We start from the raw sequence: 23,194 nt of genomic DNA on the forward strand, positions 1-23,194 counted from the left end.
CGCCTCGCCGGGGCTTGAACGCTCGTGCGGCGCGAGAATGGGTCCATGTCCGGTGACTGGTCGCGCTACTGGCGCTCGCCCCGGCTGGGGCTGGAGGCGATGCACGCCCACTTCGAGCGGCACACCTACCACCGGCACAGTCACGAGACCTACTCCTTCGGGATCACCGACGACGGCAGGCAGGCGTTCACCTGCCGGGGGGCGGGCCACACGAGCACGCCGGGGATGGTGATGGCGTTCAACCCGGACGACCCGCACGACGGCTGGGCGGCCGACGAGCTGGGTTTCACCTACCGGATCGTGCACATCGGCCCCGAGCTCGTCTCCGCCGCGCTGGCCGGGGTCGCGGACCGCGCGGTCGGGCTGCCGCTGTTCGCAGAGCCGGTCGTCCACGACCCGGTGCTCGTAGGAGGGCTGGGCCGTCTGCACACAGCGATCCTCGGCGGAGCCCCGGCCCTGGTCGCGGACGAGCTGCTGGACGCGGTCGTCCCCGCCCTGGTCCGCCGCGCGGCCCTCAGCGGTCCCGTCACGAGAAGCCCGAGGTTCCGGGCGGGAGGCCGGGGCACGGCGGGCCTCGCGAGGCGCGCGGCGGAACTGCTCGAGGACGACTACCGGACCGACCACACCGCCGACTCCCTCGCCGCCCTGTCCGGATCCAGCAGGTTCACCCTCTATCGGGCCTTTCGTGCGGCGTACGGGATGGCGCCGAGCGAGTACCAGCGGCAGGTCCGCCTGCGCGCGGCTCGCGGGCTGCTGTCTCGGGGCCTGCCGATCGCGGACGTCGCCGCGGAGACCGGCTTCGCCGACCAGAGCCACCTGACCCGCTGGTTCGTCCGCTACTACGGCATCACCCCGGGCGTCTACCATCGTGCCGCCCGCCGAGGGTGAACCACCGGGCCTGCGGCGGGTTCGTCCGGCAGGCCTAGGGGCCATCGAGACGAATGAGTTGCATGGGAATATTGCGCTCTTTCCCTTTTAAACGGCATATGTCGGCCATGATTCATTAACCAGATTCACGGGTAGCCGTTCACCGGTGCTCCTACCGTCGAGATCACTCGGGAAGTTGTTCTGCTGATCCTCGTCCTGGAGGTTCGTCGATGGAACGCCGCACATTCCTTCGTGCCTCGGTGCTCGGCACGAGCACCCTGGCCTTCACCGGAAGCCTCTGGCAGGGAGCCCTCGCGGCCCCGGCCCAGAACGCCACAGGCCCCTACGGTCCCCTGCTGGCCGCCGACGCCAACGGCATTCAGCTTCCCGCCGGGTTCACCAGCCGGGTGGTCGCCCGATCCGGCCAGGTGGTACCCGGCACCTCCTACACCTGGCACAGCGCTCCCGACGGTGGTGCCTGCTTCGCCGACGGCAGCGGCTGGATCTACGTGTCCAACTCGGAGATCAACCCCGGCGGCGGCGCCTCGGCGATCCGCTTCGACGCGGCGGGCAACGCCGTCTCGGCCGCCTCGATCCTGTCGGGCACCCGGCAGAACTGCGCGGGCGGCGCGACACCGTGGAACACCTGGCTGTCATGTGAGGAGGTCGACCGAGGCTACGTCTACGAGACCCGTCCCTTCGGTGGCGCGGCGACACAGCGTCCCGCCATGGGCCGCTTCAAACACGAGGCGGCCGCCGCCGACCCGGTCCGCAAGGTCGTCTACCTCACCGAGGACGAGAGCAACGGGCGGTTCTACCGCTTCGTCCCCTCCGTCTGGGGCGACCTGTCCTCAGGCACGCTGCAGGTGCTGTGCGCGGGCTCGGCCACCTCGGGCTCCTTCACCTGGGCGAACGTTCCCGATCCCGATGGTTCCCCGACCGCGACCCGCAGCCAGGTCTCCGGATCGAAGTCCTTCAACGGCGGCGAAGGATGCCACTACGCGGACGACACCGTGTGGTTCACCACCAAGGGCGACAACAGGGTCTGGCAGGTCAACGTCGCCGCCGGTACCTACGAACTCGCCTACGACGACAACCTTGTCAGCCCCGGCACCGCGCCGCTGACCGGCGTGGACAACATCACCGGTTCGACCTTCGGTGACCTCTACGTCGCCGAGGACGGCGGCAACATGGAGATCTGCCTGATCACTCCCAACGACACCGTCTCCCCGTTCCTGCGCGTCAACGGTCAGGGATCCTCGGAAATCACCGGTCCGGCCTTCACCCCCGCGGGCAATCGCCTGTACTTCTCCTCCCAGCGCGGCACGTCGGGTTCCTCCTCCGGGGGGATCACCTACTGCGTGACCGGTCCGTTCCGCACCTGAGGACGGCTGGGTGGTGCGGTGCCGACCGCACCACCCGGCACGGTGAACACACAGGTCACGTTAACTTTCCGGACGCCTGGGGTCACTACGGTGCTCGACCATGGGATGGAAGACCAGGGTCAACACGGCTCTTGAAGGGATGACGGGCTACAGCGTCAGCAGGGTGCGGCGGGAGGTCGCACCGCCGCCTCCGGCGCCACAACCACCCGCCGACGTCCCCCGGCCACCGGCCGATCCCAAGCTCGACCGGCTGGTGCGCGAGCCGGTGTTCGTGCTGTCGCCGGTGAGGTCGGGCTCCACCCTGCTGCGGGTCATGCTCAACAGCCATTCCCGGATCCACGCACCGCACGAACTACATGTACGACGGCTGGCGGTCACGCTGACCACCGATCCACTGCGGCAGGCGATGGAGACGCTCGGCTTCTCCACCAGCGACATCGAGCACCTGCTGTGGGATCGCATGCTCCACCGTGAGCTGACCGGAAGCGGCAAGCAGATCATCGTCGACAAGACGCCCAGCAACGTCTTCGCCCATCGTCGCCTCGCGACCTGCTGGCCGGACGCGCGCTACATCTTCCTGATGCGCCATCCCGCCTCGATCGCCCTGTCGTGGCACGAGGCCGATCCGCTGGAACGCCCCTGGGAGGAGGCGATCCAGCACACCCTGCGGTACATGCGCTACCTCACCGAGGCGCGGCGGCGGCTCGACGGGCTCACCCTGACCTACGAGAGAGTCGTCGCCGCTCCCGAGAAGGAGATGCGCGGAGTCTGCGCCCACCTCGGGATCGACTACGAGCCGGGCATGGTCCGTTACGGCGACCACGAGCACGGAGAGTTCGTGAAGGGCATCGGAGACTGGCGCGACAAGATCAGAACCGGCAGGGTCCAGCCCGGCCGGCCGCTGCCTGCCCGGGACGAGGTTCCGGAGGAGCTCCGGGAGATCTGCGCCGAGTGGGGATATCTCTGACCGGGCCGCCTTCCGGAGGAGAGGGTGGCTCACCCACCGCACCTGGAACGTGCTGAGCCGGTATGAGTGCTTGACCGCACACATACCGCGATATCGCCGCCTCGTTCATATCTTATGGCCCCCGGTGGGAATCACCTCCTTGCGAAGAGTAAGGTTGCCCTGCCCTAATTTAGGTAAGGCTTCCCATCTATGGAGTGACGGTGTTCGCCAGCTACCTCATCGGATTGCGCGAGGGCTTGGAGGCCACGCTCGTCGTCTCCGTGCTCGTCGCGCTCCTCGTCAAGAGCGACCGGCGCGACCGGCTGCCCCTCGTGTGGGCCGGGGTCGGCGCCGCCCTCGTCCTGTCGGTCGCGTTCGGCGCGCTGCTCACCTTCACCGTCGCCCATCTGGAATACCGGCAGCAGGAGTTGTTCGAGGCGGTCACCTCGCTGCTCGCCACCGTGTTCGTCACCTGGATGATCTTCTGGATGCGGGGTGCCGCCCGGACGATCTCCGGCGACCTGCGCGCCAGGCTGAGCGAGGCCCTGGAGGTCGGCGCGGTCGCGGTGGTCGTGATGGCCTTCCTCGCCGTGGCACGTGAGGGCCTGGAGACCGCGCTGCTGTTCTTCGCCTCCGTGCAGGGGGCGACCGCCACCGCCGTCCCGCTGATCGGGATCAGCCTCGGCCTGCTCACCGCGGTCGCGCTGGGCTGGGCCATCTACCGAAGCGCGATGCGGATCAACCTGTCCAAATTCTTCACCTGGACGGGCCTGCTGCTGATCCTGGTCGCCGCCGGCATTCTCAAGTACGGCGTGCACGACCTGCAGGAGGCCGGTGTCCTGCCGGGCCTGTCCACCTACGCCTTCGACATCAGCGGCGCGCTGCCCGCCGACTCCTGGTACGGCGCCCTGCTGTCCGGGATGTTCAACATCACCCCGCAGCCGAGCGTGCTGGAGACGGTGGCCTGGGCCGCCTACGCGGTGCCCACGCTCATCCTCTTCCTGCGGCCGCGGCGCGACCGCCCGACCCCGTCGACCGTCACTCCCTCCACCGACCCGCAGCCCGCGGGCTGAGACTTCCCGAACAGGACGATCATGCGTACTTCCCTTGCCGTCGCCGCGGGTGTCCTCGCCCTCGCCGGTCTCGTGGCCTGCTCCGCCGAGCCCACCGCAGCCCCGGGCGCGGGCACCTCCGCCGCACCGGAGAAGGGCGGCCCCATCGCGGTGGCCGCCACCGACACCGAGTGCAAGGTCGCGGTCACCGAGGTGGCCGCGGGCACCTCGACGTTCGCGATCACCAACGGTGGCACCAAGGTGACCGAGTTCTATGTGTACGCCCCCGGCGACCGGGTCATGGGCGAGGTGGAGAACATCGTGCCGGGCCTCACCCGCGAGGTGATCGTCGAGCTGCCGACCGGCAGCTACGAGACCGCCTGCAAGCCGGGCATGGTCGGCAAGGGCGTCCGCGGCCCGCTCAAGGTCACCGGCGAGCACAAGCCGCTCAGCGACGACGCCCAGCTCGCCGGGGCGACCGCGAGCTACAAGCGCTACATCAAGTCGCAGAGCGACACTCTGCTGGTCAAGACGCAGGAGTTCGTCGACGCGGTCAAGGCCGAGGACATCGAGAAGTCCAAGGCGCTCTTCCCGGTCTCCCGCACCTACTGGGAGCGGATCGAACCGGTCGCGGAGATCTTCGGGGATCTCGACCCGGCCATCGACGCCCGGGAGAACGACGTGGCCGAGGGGGAGGAGTGGACCGGCTTCCACCGGATCGAGAAGGACCTGTGGGTCAAGAAGGACGTCAGCGAGGACGGCCCGATCGCCGACAAGCTGATGGCCAACATCAAGACCATCGTGGAGCAGTCCAACTCCGCCGAGCTGTCGCCGGTGCTGCTCGCCAACGGCGCCAAGGGCCTGCTCGACGAGGTGGCCTCCGGGAAGATCACCGGTGAGGAGGACCGCTACTCGCACACCGACCTGTGGGACTTCGACGCCAACCTGCAGGGTTCCAAGGCCGCCGTCCAGGCGCTCCGCCCCGTCCTGGAGGAGCGCGCCCCGGAACTGGTGAAGACGCTGGACGAGAAGTTCGCCGGGGCCGAGGCTGCGCTCGGCGCGCACCGGAAGGGCGACGGCTGGAAGCTGCACACCGAGCTGTCCAAGGACGACCTCAAGAAGCTGTCGGACGCGATCAACGCACTCGCCGAACCGATCAGCAAGATCGCCGCAGTGGTGGCGAAGTAACGATCGTCCCAGATGAGAGGAGGGGTTCGGTGAGCGAGCGGATCAGCCGCAGGAAACTGTTCGGCATGGGGGCGGCCGGTGTGGCGGCCGCCGGCGCGGGTGTGGTCGCGGTACGCGGGATCGGCGGCGAGCCGGCGCCCACCACGGTCGCCGCCGTCTCCGACGCCGTCCCCTTCTACGGTGAGCACCAGGCGGGCATCGTCACCCCGGCACAGGACCGGCTGCACTTCGTCTCCTTCGACGTGACGACCGACAAGAAGGCGGAACTGGCCGAGCTGCTGCAGGAGTGGACCGCCGCGGCGGCGCGGATGACGCAGGGCCAGGAGGCGGGCACGTTCGGCGCGATCGGCGGCCAGCCCGAGGCGCCACCCGACGACACCGGCGAGGCGCTCGGCCTGCCCGCCTCCGGGCTGACGCTCACCGTCGGCTTCGGCGGGTCGCTGTTCGACGACAGGTTCGGGCTCGCCTCTCGCAGGCCGGCCGCGCTCGCCGACCTGCCGCACCTGCCCGGTGACGCGTTGCTGCCGGAGATCTCCGGTGGCGACCTGTGCGTGCAGGCGTGCGCGCACGACCCCCAGGTGGCGGTGCACGCCATCCGCAACCTGGCGCGGATCGGCTTCGGCCGGGTCTCGGTGCGCTGGTCCCAGCTCGGCTTCGGCCGCACCTCGTCGACCTCGCGCGCGCAGGCGACGCCGCGCAACCTGATGGGGTTCAAGGACGGCACGGCCAATCTCAAGCTGGAGGACGTGCAGCTGCTGAAGGAGCAGCTGTGGGTGGGCCCCGGCGACGGCGCCGACTGGATGACCGGGGGCAGCTACCTGGTGACCCGCAAGATCCGGATGATGATCGAGACCTGGGACCGGGCGCCGCTGGCCGAGCAGGAGCAGATCTTCGGCCGGGACAAGGGCGAGGGCGCCCCACTGGGCGGGAAGAACGAGTTCGACGCCATCGACTTCGAGGCGAAGGGCGCCGACGGTAATCCGCTCATCCTCGACGACGCCCACGTGCGGCTCGCGCACCCGTCCCACAACGGCGGTGCCCGCCTCCTGCGCCGCGGCTACAACTACGTGGACGGCTCCGACGGGCTGGGCCGGCTGGACGCCGGGCTGTTCTTCATCGCCTACCAGCGCGACCCGCACCGGCAGTTCGTCACCGTGCAGCGCTCCCTGGCGGGCAAGGACTCCCTCAACGAGTACATCAAGCACGTCTCCAGCGGCCTGTTCGCCTGCCCGCCGGGCGTGCGCGACGCGGGCGACTACTGGGGCCGCGCCCTGTTCGCCTGACCACCGGGACCAGGGCTGGAGCGCACCCGGTGAAGTGGAAGGTCAGCGCAGGGTCCGGCAGAACATGTCGAGGGTGATCTCGATGATCTCGGTCGTGTCCTTCGCGCCGGCCTCGCCGGAGGACTCCGAGGCGAGGCGTCGGGTGCCTGCGCGCAGGACGCCCCAGGCGAGTTCGGCCCGCAGGGCGGGGTGGTCGTATCCCGCCTCACGGAGCACCTCGCAGAGCGGTTCGATGAGCGACGCGTGCAACTCCTCCAGTCGCGTCAGGCACTCGGCCGGCAGTCCGAGCGTCTGCACCGCCGGGACCAGCGCGTAGTCGGTACTGCCGACGAACTCCAGCGCGACCCTGCCGTACGCCAGAAGCCGCTCGTCGAGTGGGGTGGCCGATCCGCCGGGCGAGGGGGCCGCCACGGTGGCGCGCAGCCGGCCGGCCCAGCGGGGGAAGCCCTCCTCGGTGAGCTGGGCGAGGATGTCGGCGGTGGAGGAGAAATAACGGTAGACACTCGATCGGGCCAGGCCGATCCGGGCACCCACCGCCGCCGGGGTGAGCGCGTGCACACCCCGCGTGGCCAGGATCTCGCGCGCCGCCTCCAGCAGGGCGGCGTGCTGATTGGCTCGGTGGTCGGCGACGGTCGCCGCGCTGATCCTTGGCATCTACACCTCCTGTCGGCGCCCTCCGCCGTCCGGCTCGGGCGTCCCCGCTCCGTCACGGTCATTCTCCCCGTCTTCTTCCCCGCCCGCGCCATCACGGCCCCGGGTGGGAGCGGCGGTACGCGGGAGCAGGAACGTGAAGCCGAGCCCGGCCAGCAGGATCAGCCCGGTGATGACCGGCACCCTGCGGGTCGCCTCGGTGGCACCCGCGACCGCCGCCGTGTGGACGGCAGGATCGCTCAGCCCCGGGATGGCCGCGCCACCGCTCTCCCGCACGGCGTTCGCCACGCTCGTGCGGACCTGCTCGGGGTAGGAGGCCATGGTCTTCTCGACCGACGAGCCGAGTCCGGTGACCAGCACGCCGCCCAGGATGGCGACCCCCAGCCCCGCACCGACCTGGCGGATCGCGCTCTGCAAGCCGGAAGCCTGGCCCGCCTGCCGGGCGGGTACGTCGGCCATCAGCACGCTGGTGAGCTGGGCCGTGGCGAAGCCGATGCCGAAGCCGTAGACGACCATCCAGGGCACGATCCGCCACACGCTCATGTCGGCCTCCAGGGAGAGTCCGAGGCCGATGGCGCCCACGACCTCCAGGGCGAGGCCGATCTGCACGACCGTCCGTGAACTCACCTTCCTGGTCAGGGCGGGGACCGCGCCGCCGGCGAGGAAGGTGCCCACGGCGAGGGTGGCGATGACGAGACCGGCGGTGAACGCGCTGTACCCGAGCGCCGCCTGCAGGAACAGCGGCAGCACCAGGATCACGCCGAACTCGCCCAGCGCCACGATCATCGCGGTCATCGAGCCGTAGCGGAAGCCGGGCAGGGTGAACAGCGTCAGGTCGATCAGCACGGGACGCCCGGCCCGCCTGCGTCGCCGCTCCAGCAGGATGAAGACGGCTATGGCCAGGATGCCGATGCCGAACGCGAAGGGCACGGGGGAGACTTCCTCGAACCGCAGTCCGAAGAGTTCGGCGGCCCGCAGGGGAGTGAGCCAGCCGTACTTCTGCCCCTCGATGAGGCCGAAGACGATGGAGAACATGCCCAGCACGATCAGCACGATGCCCAGTGGGTCGTGGCCGGTGGCCCGATCCTCACGGGAGGCGGGGATTCGCAGTGCGCCGAGCAGGACCAGCGCTCCGATGGGCAGGTTGATCCAGAACGCCGCGCGCCAGCCGTAGTCGGTGACCAGCCAGCCGCCGACCAGCGGTCCGATGGCGGCCATACCGCCGATGATCGAGCCCCAGATCGCGAATCCGATCACTCGCCGCCTGCCGAAGTAGGTGGAGTTGATGATCGCGAGCGTCATGGGCGTGGCCATCGCGGCGCCCACTCCCTGGATTCCCCTGGCCGCGATCAGCATCGCGCCGCTTCCCGCGATCGCCGCCAGCAGGCTCGCCACCAGGAAGACCACGATGCCGGCGGCGAACAGCTGCGGCCTGCCGCGCTGGTCACCGATGCGGCCAAGCGGGATGAGCAGGGACGCGAACACCAGCAGGTAGAGGGAGTTGACCCACTCCACGTCGGTGACCGTGAGCCCTAGATCGTCGATTATCGCCGGAACGGCGACGTTCACGATCGTCGCGTCGATGACGATCATCGACACACCGACCGCGAGCACGAAGAGAGGCAGCCAACTTTGACGAGAATTTGGCGACGACATGTCGCGAACTATAGCAACACGATGTGGCTATCTACCCGGACGCGTCCTGTCCCCGAATTTCCGCGACCCGTCGGGTTGCGGCCTCTGGCCGTTCGCACTATTTTTTGACCATGCGGCCAAAAAATAAGTCGGGTGGCCAAAAATCGTTCATCGAGGAGGCCCGCCGCAAGCAGATCGTCGACAGCGCCATCGAGACCTTCACCGAGCTGGGCTACGCCAACACCTCGCTGGCGCGCATCGCCGAGCGCGCCGGGATCAGCAAGGGCGTGATCTCGTACCACTTCGCCGGCAAGACCGAGGTGATGGAGCAGATCGTCGAGCGGGTCTACCACGAGATCGCCGATTTCGTCCTGCCGCGGACGGACAAGGAGACCACGGTCGCCGGCGAGCTGCGGGCGAGCTTCCGCGCCGTCGCCGAGTACATGCGGGGCCACCGCGCCCAACTGCTCGCCCTCGGAGAGATCTTCAACAACCTCCGCACCCCCGACGGCAGGCCGCGCTACGGCATCGCCTTCAACGAGCCGATCTACGAAGCGCGGGAGGCGCTGTTCCGCCGCGGCCAGGAAAGCGGCGAGTTCCGCTCCTTCGACCCCCGCGTGATGTCCGTCACCGTGCAGGCCGCGATCGACGACATGTTCGCCTACTGGGTGGCCCACCCCGACCACGACCTGGAAGCGCACGCCGAAGAACTGGCGGACCTGTTCGAGCACGCCGCTCGGGCCGAACCTCGCGGAGAGACGTCGAATCGATGACACAGTCCGTCAACCGGCCGGCCACGCCGTCCGGCACCCGCCCGCGGCTCCTCCACGTCGACAACCTGCGCACCGCCCTGATGGCACTCGTGGTGGTCCACCACTCCGTGATCGCCTACAGCAACGTGCCGCGCTGGTACTACGTCGAACCCCCGGCCGACTCCTCGGCAACGCTGCTGGACATCCTGCTCGTGCTCAACCAGGCGTTCTTCATGGGCGCCTTCTTCCTCGTCTCGGGGCTCTTCGTGCCGGGCTCCTACGACCGCAGGGGGACCCGGCGATTCCTGAAGGAGCGGCTGCTGCGCCTGGGAGTCCCGCTGCTGCTCTGGCTGCTGCTGCTCCGCCCCCTGGCGACCGTCGGCCGGTACACCGCCGCGAGGGACGCCGCCGTCCAGCGGGGGAGTGAGCTGCCCTACTGGGAGTTCTACCTGAGTTCGTTCACACCCGGGCCGATGTGGTTCGTCGAGGTGCTGCTGGTGTTCAGCGTGCTCTACGTCCTCTGGCGGCACCTCACCGGCGAGGACCGGCGCGCACCCGAACCGGCCCCGGCCATGGGCCAAGCGCCCGGTGCCGTCGCGATCGTCGGGTTCACCGTCGGGCTGGCCCTCGTCACCTACCTGTGGCGCATCGTGGTGCCGATGGGGATCTCCGTGCTGGGGTTGCCCTCACCCGCCTACCTGCCGCAGTACGTGGCACTGTTCGTCGTCGGGCTGGTCGCGGCCAGGCGCGGCTGGCTGGAGGGCCTGTCCAGAACGGCCGGCCGGGCCGGGTTCGCCGTCGCGGCCGTCGCCGCGGTCGTGCTCGTCCTCTGCCTGATCTTCGCGGGAGAGGGGATCCTGGGCCACGGCACCCCGGCGTCCCTGACAGCGGCGACCTGCGAGTCGGTGCTCGCCGTCGGCGTCATCCTCGGCCTGCTGGTGCTGTTCCGGGAGCGGCTCGGCCACCAGGGGCGCCGCCGCCGGTTCCTGTCGGCGCACGCCTACGCCGTCTACGTGATCCATCCGGTGGTGCTCGTCGCCCTGGGGTACGCACTTCGCGACGTGCAGGCGCCCGCGGTCGCGAAGGGCGCGTTGCTCACCGCGCTCGCGCTGCCGCTCTGCTGGGCGACGGCGTACCTGGTCCGCGCCCTGCCCGGTGCGCGCAAGGTGCTCTGAACCGGGTAAATGAGCTGGGCAGGTGCGAGGGAGGCCGGATAAGGTGGCGATCAACAGCGATGACGAAGACGAGTAGAGCCTCGATCACCGGAGTCGGAGAGAGCCGCCGGCAGCTGCGAAGGCGGACTCCGGCCGGGGCGCGAAGACCCTTCCGAGCTGCGGGGAAGAACGGCCTCCGGGCCCAGTAGAGCCCCGCCGAATCGCCCACGTCACGGGTTTGCCGAGGCCGCGCCGCACCAACCGGCGGCGTGGCGAAGGTGTGGTGGTACCGCGAGGATCCCGCTCGCCCACGCCTCTCAGGGGACGCGTTGCGAACTCAAGGAGGTCACCACCATGCAACGCATCCTGTCCACCCAGCTGTCCGCGCACGTCGGTGAGACCGTACACGTCGCGGGCTGGATTCACCGCCGCCGACTCCTGAAGTCGGTCGCCTTCCTGATCCTGCGCGACGCCACGGGCCTGACCCAGGTCGTGGTGTCGGAGGAAACCGTCCGCGCCCAGTTGGAGGCCCTGCCGGAGGAGACGACGGTCTCCGTCGTCGGCACGGTCACCGCCGAGCGGTCCGCGCCTGGCGGAGTCGAGATCACCTCGCCGGTGATCGAGGCACTGACCGACCCCGCGCAACCGGTCCCGTTCGACCTCTATCGGCCCGACCTGCGGGTGAGCCTGCCGACGATGCTCGACCACGCGCCGGTCGCCCTGCGCCACCCGAAGCTCGCCGCCGTCCACCGCATCGGCGCGGCCGCGGTCGGCGGCTTCCGTGCGGCGCTCGAAGCCATGTCGTTCGTCGAGATCCACACCCCGAAGATCGTGGGCGCGGCGACCGAGAGCGGCGCCAACGTCTTCCGACTCGACTACTTCGGCCGCCCGGCCTACCTGGCGCAGTCGCCCCAGCTCTACAAGCAGATCATGGTCGGCGTCTTCGAGCGGGTCTACGAGGTCGGACCGGTCTTCCGCGCCGAGCCGAGCGACACCGCCCGCCACCTGGCGTCGTACACGTCCCTCGACGCCGAGATGGGCTTCGTCGAGGACCACCGCGACGTCATCGCCGCGTGCCACGCGACGGTCGCGGGCATGCTGGCCGGTATCCGGGCGGCGGCCGGTCCCTCGCTCGAGCTTCTCGACGTCACCATGCCCGTGCTGCCGGAGAACCCCGTGGTGGTGCACTTCTCCGACGTCCTTGAGATGATCGGCAAGGCGACCGGCGAGGACATCACCGACGAGCCCGACCTCGCACCGGCGCACGAGCGCTGGATCGGGGAGTGGGCCTCGCGCGAGCACGGCTCGGACTTCGTGTTCGTCGAGGGGTACCCGACCGCGCATCGCGCCTTCTACACCCATCCGGACCCGGCGCGCCCCGGCCACTCACGCGCGTTCGACCTGATATTCCGTGGCCTGGAGCTGGTCAGCGGCGGCCAGCGGATGCACCGCCACGACGACTACGTGCGAACGCTGACCGCGCGTGGTGAGAGCGACCTGTCGGCGTACTCGGGATATCTCGACGCGATGCGCTCCGGCATGCCGCCGCACGGTGGCTTCGCCTTCGGACTGGAGAGGTTCATGGCACGCCTGCTCGACGTGCAGAACATCCGCCAGGTCACGCTCTTCCCCCGGGACCTGCACCGGCTCGCCCCGTAGACGACTCGCTCTCCGTCGTGGCGGAGGTGCGGGAGGCCGGTCGGCCACCCGCACCTACCGGCGGTTCGTCACTCCTGCGCGGCGAAGGAGAGCTGACCGACAGGGTGAGATTTCCGTCAAAGATGCTGGTGAACGGCAGTATCAGAATGGAACCGTCCAAATTTTCAAAAAACGACAGACCCTGATTTTCGCTGTTATCTTCATCCCGTTCACATGATCATGGACCGCTTGCAGCAGCGGTTCGATGACATCAATGGGGGAAGAAGATGACAGATTCACGATCGGGAGATTCGCGGCCGAGAGGCTCGCGACTCCCGAGAAGGCACCTCGTCGCGGCGTTCACCGCGACCTGTGCCTTCGTCACGATCTGGGGAGGTGGCGTGGCCTCGGCGGCGGCGCCGAGCGTCACGATCAAGCCGTCGGCCGACACCTCCTACTCGCAGGTGTCCCAGGACGGTAACGGCAGCGCCAAGACGACGCTCGCGACCTGCCCGCAGTCCTGCGAGGGGAACTCCGCCGGAGAGCGGCAAGCGGTCGTCGCCTTCACGGTCGCCGGCCTTCCCGCCGGAGCCAGCAACGTGAAGGCCCGCCTGGAGCTGTACTCCTGGAACGCCTTCGCCGCGACCACGACCACCGCCCACAAGGCGAGCGGCGGCGCCTCGGCCGCCGGAACCTGGGAGAGCAGGCCGACGCTCGGCTCCGCGCTGGACTCCTCCAGCGCGGTCACCAAGGGCTACAACGCCTGGGACGTCTCCTCGGCCGTCACGGGCAACGGCGCGGTGACCTTCGCCGTCCGCCAGTCGACCAGGAACACCCGCACCTACTGGGCCTCCGCCGACAACTCCAACGCGGCGATCCGGCCACGCCTCGTCGTCACCTACACCACGGGCGGCACGGCCACCCCCACGCCGACCGCGAAGCCCACGGCAACGCCGACGGTGAAACCGACCGTCACGCCCACGGCCACACCGACCGTGAAGCCGACCGCCACACCGACGGCGACCTCCACGAACCCGCCCGGGTGGAAGCTCGTCTGGTCCGACGAGTTCGACGGCACCGCGCTCGACACCAAGAAGTGGAACCCCAAGGACAGCTCCGTGGACTACGACCGCGCCTGCATCACCAGCAGGCCGGAGAACCAGTTCGTCCGCGACGGCATCCTGACGGTGCGGGCACTCAAGGAAGACTGGAAGTGCGCCGGCACGACCCGTCACTACACGACCGCCTACCTCGACACGAAGGGCAAGGCATCGTTCGCCTACGGTCGCTTCGAGGTGCGCGCGAAGTCGCCGAACGGGCCGACCAACTCCACGGGTCTGTGGCCCGCCTTCTGGATGAGGCCGGACGACGGGGGCAACGGCGAGATCGACGTCACCGAGCTTCCCGGCGGTGCCAAGTACTACAAGGCCGCGACCGCCGCGATCTTCCGTGACTACACGCCCACCAAGAGCGACTTCCGCTACACCTTCCCGAGCGGTTACCCGGGCGACGGCTTCCACACCTACACCACCGAGTGGGAGCCCGGGGTGATCCGCTGGTACATCGACGGCAAGGAGATCTGGCGCCGGGAGGGCAACACGCCCGCCTGGCTGAAGGAGACCTTCGGCTCCGACGCGAGCTACAAGCGCAAGTTTCACCTGCGGATCAACTTCCAGGTCGGCGGCTGGCTGGGCGACCCGGACGCCTCGACCACCTTCCCGGCCGACTTCAAGGTCGACTACGTGCGCGTCTGGCAGCGCTAGAAGTGTCGTCCCCGCACCGGTCCGGTGCGGGGCGGCCGTAGTGGGGTGAGGGCCTTCGGGGCCGGTGCGGATCGGCGAGATCCGCAGCGCGGCACCCCGAAGGCCCTCATGCCGCGCCGCGACATCCCGCAGTGTGACCGGAAGCTCTCATACTCCGCCGCGACATCCAGCTGACCGGGACCGGCGACAACCGGGCAGGCCGTCTCCGGCCCGCCTCAGCGCGACTCCCCGCCGACCTGTGACTCCTGGCGGGTCGTGCGCAGGGCCGACCGTACGATCTCCTCCAGATGCTCGCTGTGCGCGCCACGCCAGTAGATCTGCCCGCACTCCGAGCATCGGCCGTAGACGTCGTAGGAGCGCCTCGTCCCGGTCTCCAGCAGGCGGTCGATCTCGCTCTTGTCGACGGGGGCCAGCTCCCCGTTGCAGGCGCTGCAGCGGGTCCACGGCCGCAGCGGCGGTGCGAACCGCTCCAGCAGGTCGCGAAGCTGGTCGTTCGCCTTGGTGCCTCGTACGTAGGCGCCGAGCCAGAGCGCCCGGCGGCACAGCAGGCCGTGATCCTGGGTGAGCAGCACGCGGCGTTCCCTGTTCGCCTCGGCGACGAGGGAGGGATCGTCCATGTCGTTGTGATAGGTCGCGTCCACGCCCAGCAGCCGGAGCCGTCGCGCGAGAGTGCCCAGGTGGACATCGAGCAGGAACCGGGGCGCGTCCTGGCCGGGTTCGAGTGGAACCCGCTGAGGGCGGGGCACGGCGTGAACGTGGACCACGTCACCGGCGACGGGCTGATAGGACGTGCCGACCTCCGCGCCCTCGACGATCAGCGGCCCCACCTCGGGCAGCGGAACGCCGATCGACTCCACGACATGGCCCAGAGTCGACGTCCCGTCCGGTGTCACCCGCTGCCACTCGCGTCGCCGTCGCGCGGGCAGGAACAGCAGCAACTCGGGGGCGATACGCAGGTGGAGATCGGATTCGCTCACACCTTCAGCATGCCATCCGCCCCAGGAGTCCCGACACGCATTAAACGACGGCTCGCGGGACCGCTCGACAGAGCACGTCGCTCGGTTGGATTTCGTGGGCGTTGATCCAGGAGACCGCGCTAATGACTACCCAGCTGAGGTGACCTACAAGTTCCGGGCAGTTGGCGCTATAAGCCGCCAGAAGTCTGGAAGAGGGTAGGTGTGTAACGAGGCGTCGTAGGCGGTTCTCGACGAAGTAGGTGCCGCAGGTGGATTTTAAGCAGCCTTGACAGACGCCGCCAAGGCCGACTGGTCGCTCCAGCTTCAACGATCTCGTTCTGGCAGCCGCAACCACAGATCCGGTGGGCCGACAACGGCCCGCGCGTCGGGCACTCGCAGTCCCGCCGCAGCGCAGCAATAGGCTACGGCCTGGCCCTGGTATAGGTACTCAGCGAGAATCTCGTCAGCTGTCAGGTGTCCACCGGCGTCGCCGCCACCGGGATGTGTATCCGAGTCCTCGAGGACGCCGTCGCGACTCACAGCTCCTTGGTTGCCGCTCTTGGGATTGGCGAACATGCTGTAGCAGACCGTTCCCACCGACAACGGCAGGATCACTTCAGGAGCGGAGGGGGCGTATCCCCATGGCTGGGTGACGACGCATCCGCCGGGAACGTCGGTGACCCCGACGATTCCCAGGCTGCCATCGGGATTAGACCACGGATCATCCAGGACCGCCTCGATATCGGCTTCATCAACCGGCTGGGCTTCCATCCGCCGGGCGGCTTCGTTGGCGGTGATGTTCGCCACGCACGCCACGCCCACGGTCTCTTCGCCGGCATTCCCCAGCGCGGCGATCAAGCGTCGTGCCTCCGCGACCGTCGCGGCCTCAGCAGGGGACAGGCCGGGGTGCCCTGCGAGGACGGGGAACAGGTCGGGCGCCGGACCGGCGAGGGCGAGCCGTCCAGGAGACCATCCCGCCATCATGGGCCGCCACGGGTCCGCTCCGGCGGCGACCAGAACATGGGCGTTATCCAGACGGCGGGCGAAGACAGCCACCCACAGGGCGGTCCGGTCGTCGTACTCGGCGTCCACGTCGTCGACGCGACGGGCGAGCTCGGTCACTGACTCAGGGGTTCCCCATTCGGCCGCGAGGTGCAACGGCTTTCCGTCGTAGCCGCCGAAGGCGTAGACGCCCGAGTTCGGGTCGGCGCCCGCTCCTAGCCTAACGCGAACCGCCTCAAGATCACCCCAGCCGTAACCCTTGATGCCAGACCATCCCGTAGGCCCGAAATCCGTCATGACGCTCCTCGGATTAGCATTTCACGTATAAGGCAATTGTGTCATATTCGAACTAGCCGCCGATTCGCCTCGGCCCTCTGCTGAAAGACAGAGGGTCGAGGTGGAATTTAATGGCTCGACGCTACGCTGCCGGAAAACATTTTTCCATTGGACTACTGTGGAGGCGAATGCGTTGCTAGTGCCGTCTATGTCCGTTTGAATGCCTCGGCAACCAGGTGGCGCTAAAAGTAAATCAGTCAAATATTTCGGCGAATAATAAACCTCATGTGTGGGACCTCAAGCCATTCTTGGTCAATCTCTCGGCCGATTATTCGGCCGATGAGGATCAGGCTTGTTGTAACCATTTCTTCCGTTGGGGATCCCTGGTCAACAGGAACGTCCCAGTCTTCCGGCATTGTTAGTCCGTGAGCGTAAGGCTTTAGGGACTCGGGAATATACATCATGGGAGCATCGTCGACTGTCAACCCGTCAACTGCATGGAAGATGCGATGATTATCGCCCCCGCTATGCCAGTTAATGCCAATTGCGTAACCGCCATCGCGTGATAGTGTGGACAATACCTTGTTTTCGGTTACATCTAACCATTGTAGCTGAAGAGTTAGCGACCACGATTCGAATTTCCCAATCAGTACTATCCCTTCATAGTCATCGGGAATTTGATCACCCTCGAACCCTTCTGCCAGGTTAGCCAGAGTGACGTTGTATGCGCTATTGAGGTCAGCCTCGATCCTGGAAGCGGTTTCCTCTACACTGAGGCCTTCGCTCCACACGGCAGCGAAGGTGTCAATGGGTCCTCCCCAATGAGCCTCAAGCAAATCATAGAGGTGGCGACTAGCCATTTTTCTCCTTTCGGAAATAGGGTGAATGCCGTCCCGTACCAAGGGTACGGGACGGCATTCAATCAGGATTTGCTAATCCACAACCTGGAAGGGATAGGTGTGTGGCGAGGCGTCGTAGGCGGTTCTCGCTGGAGTTCGAGGAAGAAGCCGTCCGCATGGTGCTGGAGGGCGAGCGGACGATCACGTCGATCGCGCGGCACCTAGACGCCGCCGTCGCCGCCGCACTCCAGGACCAGACGGGGAACAAATGATGAAACGCAAGGTCGACTACACCTGGAAACTACGCGAGATCATGGCCGGCCGGCGCATCTACACGGCCACCGAACTGGTGCCGCTCCTACGTGAGCGCGGCATCGACCTGTCGGCCTCTCAGGTCCATCGCCTGGTCTCCGGCACTCCCAACGGCTGTCCATGCAGGTGATGTCCGCGCTCTGCGACATCCCCTCCTGCACTCCGGCCGACATGGAACCGGCCGCATCCGCCCGGAGCCGAGGCCCCTGTTCGACCTGCTCAGGGGGATGGAGCAGCCCGGCAGCGGGCCGGCCTGGCTGGCGGTGCGCCGCAACCATCCCGGGAATGCGGCGGCGCTGTTGCAGCGGTTCACTCTTGGACAGATCCCGCTCACCCACGACGCGTTCCACGAGCTCCGGCCCTGGAGAATGACCGCTCACCTGGAAGAACTTCCTGATGGCCGACGGTGCCCCTCAACCGGCCCGGCGGCGAGAAGGATCTCGCCGCCGGGCCTCTCACCGTCGTCTCCGCCGCGATGGCAGGCGCGGCCAGGTCAGGATGGAGTCCAGGCACTCCACGTGCCGGTGGGTCAGCTCCTGGTCCATTTCTGGCTGCTCGTGCCGGTGCACGACCACAGCTGCACCTTGGTTCCGTTGCCGGTCCCGAAGTTGCTCGCCTCCAGGCATTTGCCGGACTGCACGCCGGTGATGGTGCCGTCGCCGTTGATGTTCCACTGCTGGTTGGTTCCGCCGTTGCAGTCCCAGATGATCACTTGGGTGCCGTTGGCGGTGCCCTGGCCGGAGGCGTCCAGGCACTTGTTGCCGTACACCTGCAGCTGCTTACCGGAGGTGGAGGTCCAGCGCTGGTTGGTGCCGTTGCCGCAGTCCCACAGCTGGAGCTGGGTGCCGTTGGTGGTGGTCGCGTTCGGGACGTCCAGGCATCGGCCGGCGTTGACGTTGCGCAACACCGACGTCGACCCGGGGTCGGGGCCGGGGCCGGGGTCGGAGGAGGGGGGCAGCAGCGTGACGGTGTAGGAGTCGTCGATGGCGGTGTGCGGCAGGTTGACCGTCGTGCCGTTGCCGGACAGGGTCACCACGGAGTTCTGGACGGTGACCGGGGCCGTGACGGCGCCGCCGCCGTTGTAGGGGATGCGCTCGGCGACGACCCTCACCTGGTTGTTCTCCACGATGCCGCTGGTGGCGTCCAGGCGCCGCAGGTTGACGGCGATGTTGCCGGTCGTGGTGCCGCCGCCGACCAGGATCTTGGCCGTCCCCGCCGCCTTGGTGGCGAACGCGTCGTACGAGGCGCTGGGGGTGACGGACACGATCTGGCCGGTCTGCGAGCCGTAGAAGCGGTAGGCCCACCATTCGCCCTTCGGCTGGTACTGGCCCGACGAGTTGCGGACGAGCAGGTTGCCGAGGTCGTTGTGCAGGTTTCCTCCGCCCGCCCAGTTGGCGCGCAGGCCGTCGGCGCCGGCCCGCTCCAGGCGCGCGATGTACCAGGCGCCGTCGGCGGGGTTCTGCTCGTTGGACGCCCCGTATTCGTTGATCTGGTAGGGCCGCGGGTGCGGGATGCCACGGGAGTTCAACGTGGTGTCGGCCGCCGCCACATTGGCCACCGGGTCGCCCGGCAGGGAGTGCCAGCTGATGATGTCGGGAACCACGTTGTTGGCCTTGACGTAGTCGAGGTACTGGTTCCAGAAGGCGTGGCCGGTGGACGGCACGCACGCGCAGCTCGGTCCGACGATGAGCTGCGTCGGGAACGCGGCCCGGACGCGCTGGTAGGTGCGGCGCCACAGTTCGAGGTACTGGGAGATCGGGCGGTTCCAGAACAGGGTGATGTTGGGCTCGTTCCACAGGTCCCACTGCACCGGGGCGCCGGTGGCCTGCACGTCGTTGATCAGACGGGTGAGGAAGTTGTCGTAGTCCGTCCAGTTGCCGTTGTCGCCGGGGAAGCGCGAGATCGGGTAGCCGTCGGCGCCCCACAGGTCGTGGACGAGCAGGATGAACTCCCCGCCCAGTGACCGGGTGCGCAGCAACTGGGCACGGGTGGCGTTCCACCGTCGGTCGTACTTGCCCGACACCCAGCCACCCGGGCTGTCGAGCTGTGCCCCACCGGCCCGCATGTACCGGAACTTCACGTCGGTGAAGTACTGGTTGGGCGGGCCCGACGCGTTCTCGGTCATGCCGTAGATCCAGCCGGAGGCACGGTAGGTCGGAGTGCCACCGCCGGCGGAGAAGTCGACGGCGATGGACTGGTCCGCGGCCTGGGCCGGCGTGGCGGACGTCACGACGGGGCCCGCGACGAGGGCGCCGACGGCGAGAAAGGCGGCGATCGCGCGGCGGCCTCTGTGCCGCCTGCCGGGGGTGATGTCCGCCTCTGGCGTCTCAGACGCGTGAGGGCGGGGCGGATGGGCTGGGAGCGATGGCGTGAGACGCCACAGTCGGGCTCGGCGGACGATGTCGCCAACGTTCATCTTCGGCTCTCCTCACTCGTGAGTGCTGCGCGCACATGTGAGTGGAATGGCTTCGTGGGGGGTGGGGGCTCGAAAACCGGGATGTCCCTAAGTCGAATCGATTCGACCGCAGCCTAGATTTCGCTGTCAGTGATGTCAACAACGTGTGTTATAGAAGTAAACGTATGGTTTCGGGCGCTGCTGACCTCTGTTGTACGTCGGCCAGGTCCTGCTCAGCCCCGGATTCGGTGGTTGAGGCGAATCGGTTCGATGATCCGGCCCGGAATCCACGGGATGACGCAGGTCGTCGCGGACCGGCGATGACGGCCCGCCGACGGGTGCACGGGAGAGGAGCCGATCCGACGGCCGTCGGTAGAATGATCACGTCATACGGTGTTGCAGGAAATCGGGGCGCGAGCCGGACCCGGGACCATGTCGATCTTCGGATGGCTGAAAGTTTCATCGCGGAGTCCCTGCCCGGGGTGCGGCCGCGGAGGAGAACACTCCACGGCGAAGTGCGCCCGGCCGCTCGAACCCGCACGGTTCGACGCGGGGTTGCCTCAGGGGCCCACGCTGTCCGATGAGTACGACATATCTGAACGGTTCATATGAGGATGGTCGGCGCGGATACCTGTGGGGCTGGGCATCACCGCTGTTGAAGGGGTAAAACGGCTAACTGTGGCCGGACCCTCGGTGTGCGAATGGTGAAATAAGCAGGCTTAAGGTCTTGACGGGCCTCGTGACTCCGACCGTAATTAGAGGCGAGGCCCCGGGGACGCGCTCCTTCCGGAACCTCTGTGGCCGGATCACACGGGCGCAGTGTGGAGGCGCTTCGCGGCCCTCCGCATCATGGCGGTCCACGTCGACATCCACAACCTCGCTTCGCCATGCGTCCCTTCGTGGTGTCCCGGTGAGGAGCAGCGGGTTCAACCGGCGCGGGTCGACCGGAAACGAAAGGCGAACGAGTGAAACGCATGATCAGAGCGGTGCTGGCGGCCGTCGTCCTGTGCCTGGCCTCCGCCGGAGTTCTCGTCGGGCTACCGTCGGCGTCCGCCGCGGCCCTGACCCGGGTGACGAATTTCGGAACCAACCCGACGAACCTCAACATGTACATCTACGTGCCGGACAGGGTCGCGGCACGGCCCGCACTGCTGGTGCTGACCCACTACTGCGGCGGGTCGGCCGGCGCGATCTTCAACGGCAACGGGCACGACTACGTGACCGCGGCCGACAGGTACGGATACGTCATCGTGGTTCCGGAGGTCACCCGCAGCGAGAAATGCTTTGATGTGTCCACCCCCGCCGCGCTGCGGCGCGACGGCGGCGGCGACTCCACCGGTGTCATGGCGATGGTCACCTGGGCGCGACAGCGCTACAACGTGGACCCGGAACGGATCGTGGTCAGCGGGTTCTCCTCGGGGGCGATGATGACCAACGTGCTGGCCGCCCAGTATCCGGACGTGTTCGCCGCCGGTTCGGCGTTCTCCGGAGTTCCCGCCGGGTGTTTCGCGACCACGAACGGATCGCTGTGGAACAGTCAGTGCTCGGGCGGGCAACTCATCAAGACGGCGCAGCAGTGGGGCGACCAGGCCCGGTCGATGTATCCCGGATACACCGGGCGATACCCGCGGATGCAACTGTGGCACGGCAGCACGGACACGACGCTGCACTACAACAACTTCGGTGAAGAGATCAAGCAGTGGACGAACCTGCACGGGCTGAGCCAGACTCCGGCGTTCACCGACCGTCCGCAGTCGAACTGGACCCGGACCAGGTACGGCGTCACCTCGGCCCAGGCCACGGTGGAGGGGATCAGCATCAGCGGGGTCGGCCACCAGCTGCCGATGAGCGGCCAGCTCGCCTATGCCATCACCTTCCTCGGCCTCGACGGCGGCGGCTCTTCCACGCCGTCCCCCTCACCGTCCATCTCCCCGTCCCCGTCGCCGTCACCTTCGGGGGGCACGGGTGCTCTGCGGGGTGTGGGGTCGGGGCGGTGTCTGGACGTGGTCGGCGCCTCGCAGGCCAACGGTGCCGCGGTGCACATCTGGGACTGCAGCGGGCAGTCCAACCAGCGGTGGACCTCCACCGCCGCCGGTGAGCTGCGGGTCTACGGCGGCAAGTGCCTGGACGTCAACGGCGCCGGGACCGCCGACGGCTCCGCGGTGATCATCTGGGACTGCAACGGGCAGAACAACCAGAAGTGGCGCCTGAACGCCGACGGCACCATCACCGCGGTCGGAGCGAACAAGTGCCTGGACGTCTCCGGATACGGCACCGCCAACGGCACCAGGGTGCAGATCTGGAGCTGCACCGGCGCCACCAACCAGAAGTGGACGCGGATCTGACCGACGCGTCCCCGACGCTGCGGGGATGGGGAGGCCGACGTCCCGGACCAGGGAAAAGCGGGTCCGTGGACGTCGGCCTCCGTTGTGGTCCACGCCTGGGACGGGGAGTGGTGGGCGTGGACCGGCTCCGGGGTCAGGGGATCGGGGGACGATCCCGGCTGCCCCGGAGGTCTGGGGGTTGAGGGTTGGTGGGGAGGTCGAACCAGACGGCGGTGCCGAGTTGGCCGGTGCCGCACAGGCGGGTCCATTGGGTGCCGCAGTGGCCGTGGGTGAGTTCGGTGACGATGCGCAGGCCCCGGCCGCCGAGTTCGAGGTCGTCGAGGTGTTCGGGGACGGTGGGTGGGCGGCGTAGGAGGTGGTCGATGAGGGTGGTGCCTGCTCCGGCGTCGACGACCTCTGCGCGGACGGGCAGGTTGTGGTCGTGCAGGAGGCGTAGTTCGTAGGGGGCGGGGGCGTAGCGGGTGGCGTTGGTGACGAGTTCGGAGACGACGATCTCCAGGTCGTCGAGCACGTCGGGGTCCGGGAGCTGTTTGGTCAGCTGGTCGCGGAACAACTCCCGGGCCCGCCGGGCGGCGTTGCCGGGAGGCAGGCACCAGGCGACCATTCGGAAGCGGTTGTGGGCTCTGCCGTACTCGCCGGGGTCCGGAACATGCTCGATGAGCATCGTTGCTCCTAACGGGTGGGAACGAAGGCAGTTCCGCAGTCGAGCCCGCCAGGGCTCAGCGTGACTTTCTCGCTACGGAGCGTGCTGTGTT

20 protein-coding genes are annotated in these 23,194 nt (G+C 68.1%); 13 read left to right on the top strand and 7 right to left on the bottom strand.

What is annotated here, in order from left to right; genetic code table 11:
* The first annotated feature begins 45 nt into the window (after positions 1 to 45).
* The 6 genes from AB0B96_RS22590 to efeB all read left to right on the top strand — a co-directional run bounded on the left by AB0B96_RS22590 (position 46) and on the right by efeB (position 6,721).
* Positions 46 to 888, top strand: coding sequence for an AraC family transcriptional regulator (locus AB0B96_RS22590; protein ID WP_362901461.1), 843 nt, complete (start codon positions 46 to 48; stop codon positions 886 to 888).
* A 209-nt stretch (positions 889 to 1,097) separates the two neighbouring features.
* Entirely contained in the window at positions 1,098 to 2,252 is a 1,155-nt protein-coding gene (locus AB0B96_RS22595; RefSeq protein WP_362901463.1) for an alkaline phosphatase PhoX, read from the top strand.
* Positions 2,253 to 2,352: 100 nt separating this feature from the next.
* Positions 2,353 to 3,219, top strand: coding sequence for a sulfotransferase (locus AB0B96_RS22600; RefSeq protein ID WP_362901465.1), 867 nt, complete (start codon positions 2,353 to 2,355; stop codon positions 3,217 to 3,219).
* A gap of 200 nt (positions 3,220 to 3,419) precedes the next feature.
* Positions 3,420 to 4,271, top strand: coding sequence for an iron uptake transporter permease EfeU (gene efeU, locus AB0B96_RS22605; protein WP_362901467.1), 852 nt, complete (start codon positions 3,420 to 3,422; stop codon positions 4,269 to 4,271).
* 21 nt (positions 4,272 to 4,292) lie between these two features.
* Entirely contained in the window at positions 4,293 to 5,438 is a 1,146-nt protein-coding gene (gene efeO, locus AB0B96_RS22610) for an iron uptake system protein EfeO (protein ID WP_362901469.1), read from the top strand.
* A gap of 29 nt (positions 5,439 to 5,467) precedes the next feature.
* The gene (gene efeB / locus AB0B96_RS22615) at positions 5,468 to 6,721 is read left to right on the top strand and encodes an iron uptake transporter deferrochelatase/peroxidase subunit (protein ID WP_362901471.1); all 1,254 of its coding nucleotides are present in this window, start codon (positions 5,468 to 5,470) and stop codon (positions 6,719 to 6,721) included.
* Positions 6,722 to 6,763: 42 nt separating this feature from the next.
* Here the strand turns inward: efeB and AB0B96_RS22620 are convergent, their stop codons facing one another.
* Together AB0B96_RS22620 and AB0B96_RS22625 are read right to left on the bottom strand one after the other, a co-directional pair.
* Entirely contained in the window at positions 6,764 to 7,375 is a 612-nt protein-coding gene (locus AB0B96_RS22620; RefSeq protein WP_362901473.1) for a helix-turn-helix domain-containing protein, read from the bottom strand.
* A complete protein-coding gene (locus AB0B96_RS22625) occupies positions 7,376 to 9,028 on the bottom strand; it encodes an MFS transporter (protein ID WP_362901475.1) in 1,653 nt (550 codons plus the stop codon). It abuts the gene before it with no gap.
* A gap of 110 nt (positions 9,029 to 9,138) precedes the next feature.
* Here AB0B96_RS22625 and AB0B96_RS22630 point away from each other — a divergent pair, with 110 nt between their 5' ends.
* The 4 genes from AB0B96_RS22630 (at position 9,139) to AB0B96_RS22645 (ending at position 14,314) form a co-directional block, all read left to right on the top strand.
* On the top strand, positions 9,139 to 9,780 hold the full coding sequence (locus tag AB0B96_RS22630) for a TetR/AcrR family transcriptional regulator (protein ID WP_362901477.1): 642 nt from the start codon (positions 9,139 to 9,141) through the stop codon (positions 9,778 to 9,780).
* Entirely contained in the window at positions 9,777 to 10,934 is a 1,158-nt protein-coding gene (locus AB0B96_RS22635) for an acyltransferase (RefSeq protein WP_362901479.1), read from the top strand. Before AB0B96_RS22630 ends, AB0B96_RS22635 begins: the two co-directional genes overlap by 4 nt.
* Before the next feature lie 333 nt (positions 10,935 to 11,267).
* Positions 11,268 to 12,572, top strand: coding sequence for an aspartate--tRNA(Asn) ligase (aspS, locus tag AB0B96_RS22640; protein WP_362901481.1), 1,305 nt, complete (start codon positions 11,268 to 11,270; stop codon positions 12,570 to 12,572).
* A 380-nt stretch (positions 12,573 to 12,952) separates the two neighbouring features.
* Complete coding sequence (locus AB0B96_RS22645) at positions 12,953 to 14,314, top strand: family 16 glycosylhydrolase (RefSeq protein WP_362901483.1); 1,362 nt, start codon at positions 12,953 to 12,955, stop codon at positions 14,312 to 14,314.
* A gap of 215 nt (positions 14,315 to 14,529) precedes the next feature.
* Here the strand turns inward: AB0B96_RS22645 and AB0B96_RS22650 are convergent, their stop codons facing one another.
* The 3 genes from AB0B96_RS22650 to AB0B96_RS22660 all read right to left on the bottom strand — a co-directional run bounded on the left by AB0B96_RS22650 (position 14,530) and on the right by AB0B96_RS22660 (position 17,408).
* On the bottom strand, positions 14,530 to 15,291 hold the full coding sequence (locus tag AB0B96_RS22650; protein ID WP_362901485.1) for a Mut7-C RNAse domain-containing protein: 762 nt from the start codon (positions 15,289 to 15,291) through the stop codon (positions 14,530 to 14,532).
* A gap of 303 nt (positions 15,292 to 15,594) precedes the next feature.
* Positions 15,595 to 16,569, bottom strand: a complete 975-nt coding sequence (locus AB0B96_RS22655) for an ankyrin repeat domain-containing protein (RefSeq protein WP_362901487.1) — start codon at positions 16,567 to 16,569, stop codon at positions 15,595 to 15,597.
* 236 nt (positions 16,570 to 16,805) lie between these two features.
* On the bottom strand, positions 16,806 to 17,408 hold the full coding sequence (locus AB0B96_RS22660) for a hypothetical protein (protein WP_362901489.1): 603 nt from the start codon (positions 17,406 to 17,408) through the stop codon (positions 16,806 to 16,808).
* A gap of 101 nt (positions 17,409 to 17,509) precedes the next feature.
* On the opposite strand from AB0B96_RS22660, the gene AB0B96_RS22665 reads away from it, so the two are divergent.
* Positions 17,510 to 17,659: a transposase gene (locus AB0B96_RS22665; RefSeq protein ID WP_362901491.1), complete on the top strand. Its 150-nt coding sequence runs from the start codon at positions 17,510 to 17,512 to the stop codon at positions 17,657 to 17,659.
* Positions 17,659 to 17,829: a helix-turn-helix domain-containing protein gene (locus AB0B96_RS22670; RefSeq protein ID WP_362901493.1), complete on the top strand. Its 171-nt coding sequence runs from the start codon at positions 17,659 to 17,661 to the stop codon at positions 17,827 to 17,829. The genes AB0B96_RS22665 and AB0B96_RS22670 overlap by 1 nt, the downstream gene beginning before the upstream one ends.
* Positions 17,830 to 18,228: 399 nt before the next feature.
* Here AB0B96_RS22670 and AB0B96_RS22675 read toward each other — a convergent pair whose 3' ends face one another.
* Positions 18,229 to 20,115: a ricin-type beta-trefoil lectin domain protein gene (locus AB0B96_RS22675; RefSeq protein ID WP_362901494.1), complete on the bottom strand. Its 1,887-nt coding sequence runs from the start codon at positions 20,113 to 20,115 to the stop codon at positions 18,229 to 18,231.
* 953 nt (positions 20,116 to 21,068) lie between these two features.
* On the opposite strand from AB0B96_RS22675, the gene AB0B96_RS22680 reads away from it, so the two are divergent.
* Positions 21,069 to 22,439 (top strand): PHB depolymerase family esterase, encoded by a 1,371-nt coding sequence (locus AB0B96_RS22680; protein ID WP_362901522.1) that lies wholly within the window; start codon positions 21,069 to 21,071, stop codon positions 22,437 to 22,439.
* Between the two features lie 133 nt (positions 22,440 to 22,572).
* Here AB0B96_RS22680 and AB0B96_RS22685 read toward each other — a convergent pair whose 3' ends face one another.
* The gene (locus tag AB0B96_RS22685; protein WP_362901495.1) at positions 22,573 to 23,103 is read right to left on the bottom strand and encodes an ATP-binding protein; all 531 of its coding nucleotides are present in this window, start codon (positions 23,101 to 23,103) and stop codon (positions 22,573 to 22,575) included.
* Positions 23,104 to 23,194: the final 91 nt, after the last annotated feature.

This window comes from Streptosporangium sp. NPDC049046 (assembly GCF_040649155.1).
Taxonomy (GTDB): domain Bacteria; phylum Actinomycetota; class Actinomycetes; order Streptosporangiales; family Streptosporangiaceae; genus Streptosporangium.

Coding starts and splice junctions, on each gene's coding strand:
- AB0B96_RS22590 (WP_362901461.1), top strand. CDS start 46: ATGTCCGGTGACTGGTCGCGCTACTGGCGCTCGCCCCGGCTGGGGCTG.
- AB0B96_RS22595 (WP_362901463.1), top strand. CDS start 1,098: ATGGAACGCCGCACATTCCTTCGTGCCTCGGTGCTCGGCACGAGCACC.
- AB0B96_RS22600 (WP_362901465.1), top strand. CDS start 2,353: ATGGGATGGAAGACCAGGGTCAACACGGCTCTTGAAGGGATGACGGGC.
- efeO (WP_362901469.1), top strand. CDS start 4,293: ATGCGTACTTCCCTTGCCGTCGCCGCGGGTGTCCTCGCCCTCGCCGGT.
- AB0B96_RS22620 (WP_362901473.1), bottom strand. CDS start 7,375: ATGCCAAGGATCAGCGCGGCGACCGTCGCCGACCACCGAGCCAATCAG.
- AB0B96_RS22625 (WP_362901475.1), bottom strand. CDS start 9,028: ATGTCGTCGCCAAATTCTCGTCAAAGTTGGCTGCCTCTCTTCGTGCTC.
- AB0B96_RS22630 (WP_362901477.1), top strand. CDS start 9,139: ATGCGGCCAAAAAATAAGTCGGGTGGCCAAAAATCGTTCATCGAGGAG.
- AB0B96_RS22635 (WP_362901479.1), top strand. CDS start 9,777: ATGACACAGTCCGTCAACCGGCCGGCCACGCCGTCCGGCACCCGCCCG.
- aspS (WP_362901481.1), top strand. CDS start 11,268: ATGCAACGCATCCTGTCCACCCAGCTGTCCGCGCACGTCGGTGAGACC.
- AB0B96_RS22655 (WP_362901487.1), bottom strand. CDS start 16,569: ATGACGGATTTCGGGCCTACGGGATGGTCTGGCATCAAGGGTTACGGC.
- AB0B96_RS22660 (WP_362901489.1), bottom strand. CDS start 17,408: ATGGCTAGTCGCCACCTCTATGATTTGCTTGAGGCTCATTGGGGAGGA.
- AB0B96_RS22670 (WP_362901493.1), top strand. CDS start 17,659: ATGAAACGCAAGGTCGACTACACCTGGAAACTACGCGAGATCATGGCC.
- AB0B96_RS22675 (WP_362901494.1), bottom strand. CDS start 20,115: ATGAACGTTGGCGACATCGTCCGCCGAGCCCGACTGTGGCGTCTCACG.
- AB0B96_RS22680 (WP_362901522.1), top strand. CDS start 21,069: ATGATCAGAGCGGTGCTGGCGGCCGTCGTCCTGTGCCTGGCCTCCGCC.
- AB0B96_RS22685 (WP_362901495.1), bottom strand. CDS start 23,103: ATGCTCATCGAGCATGTTCCGGACCCCGGCGAGTACGGCAGAGCCCAC.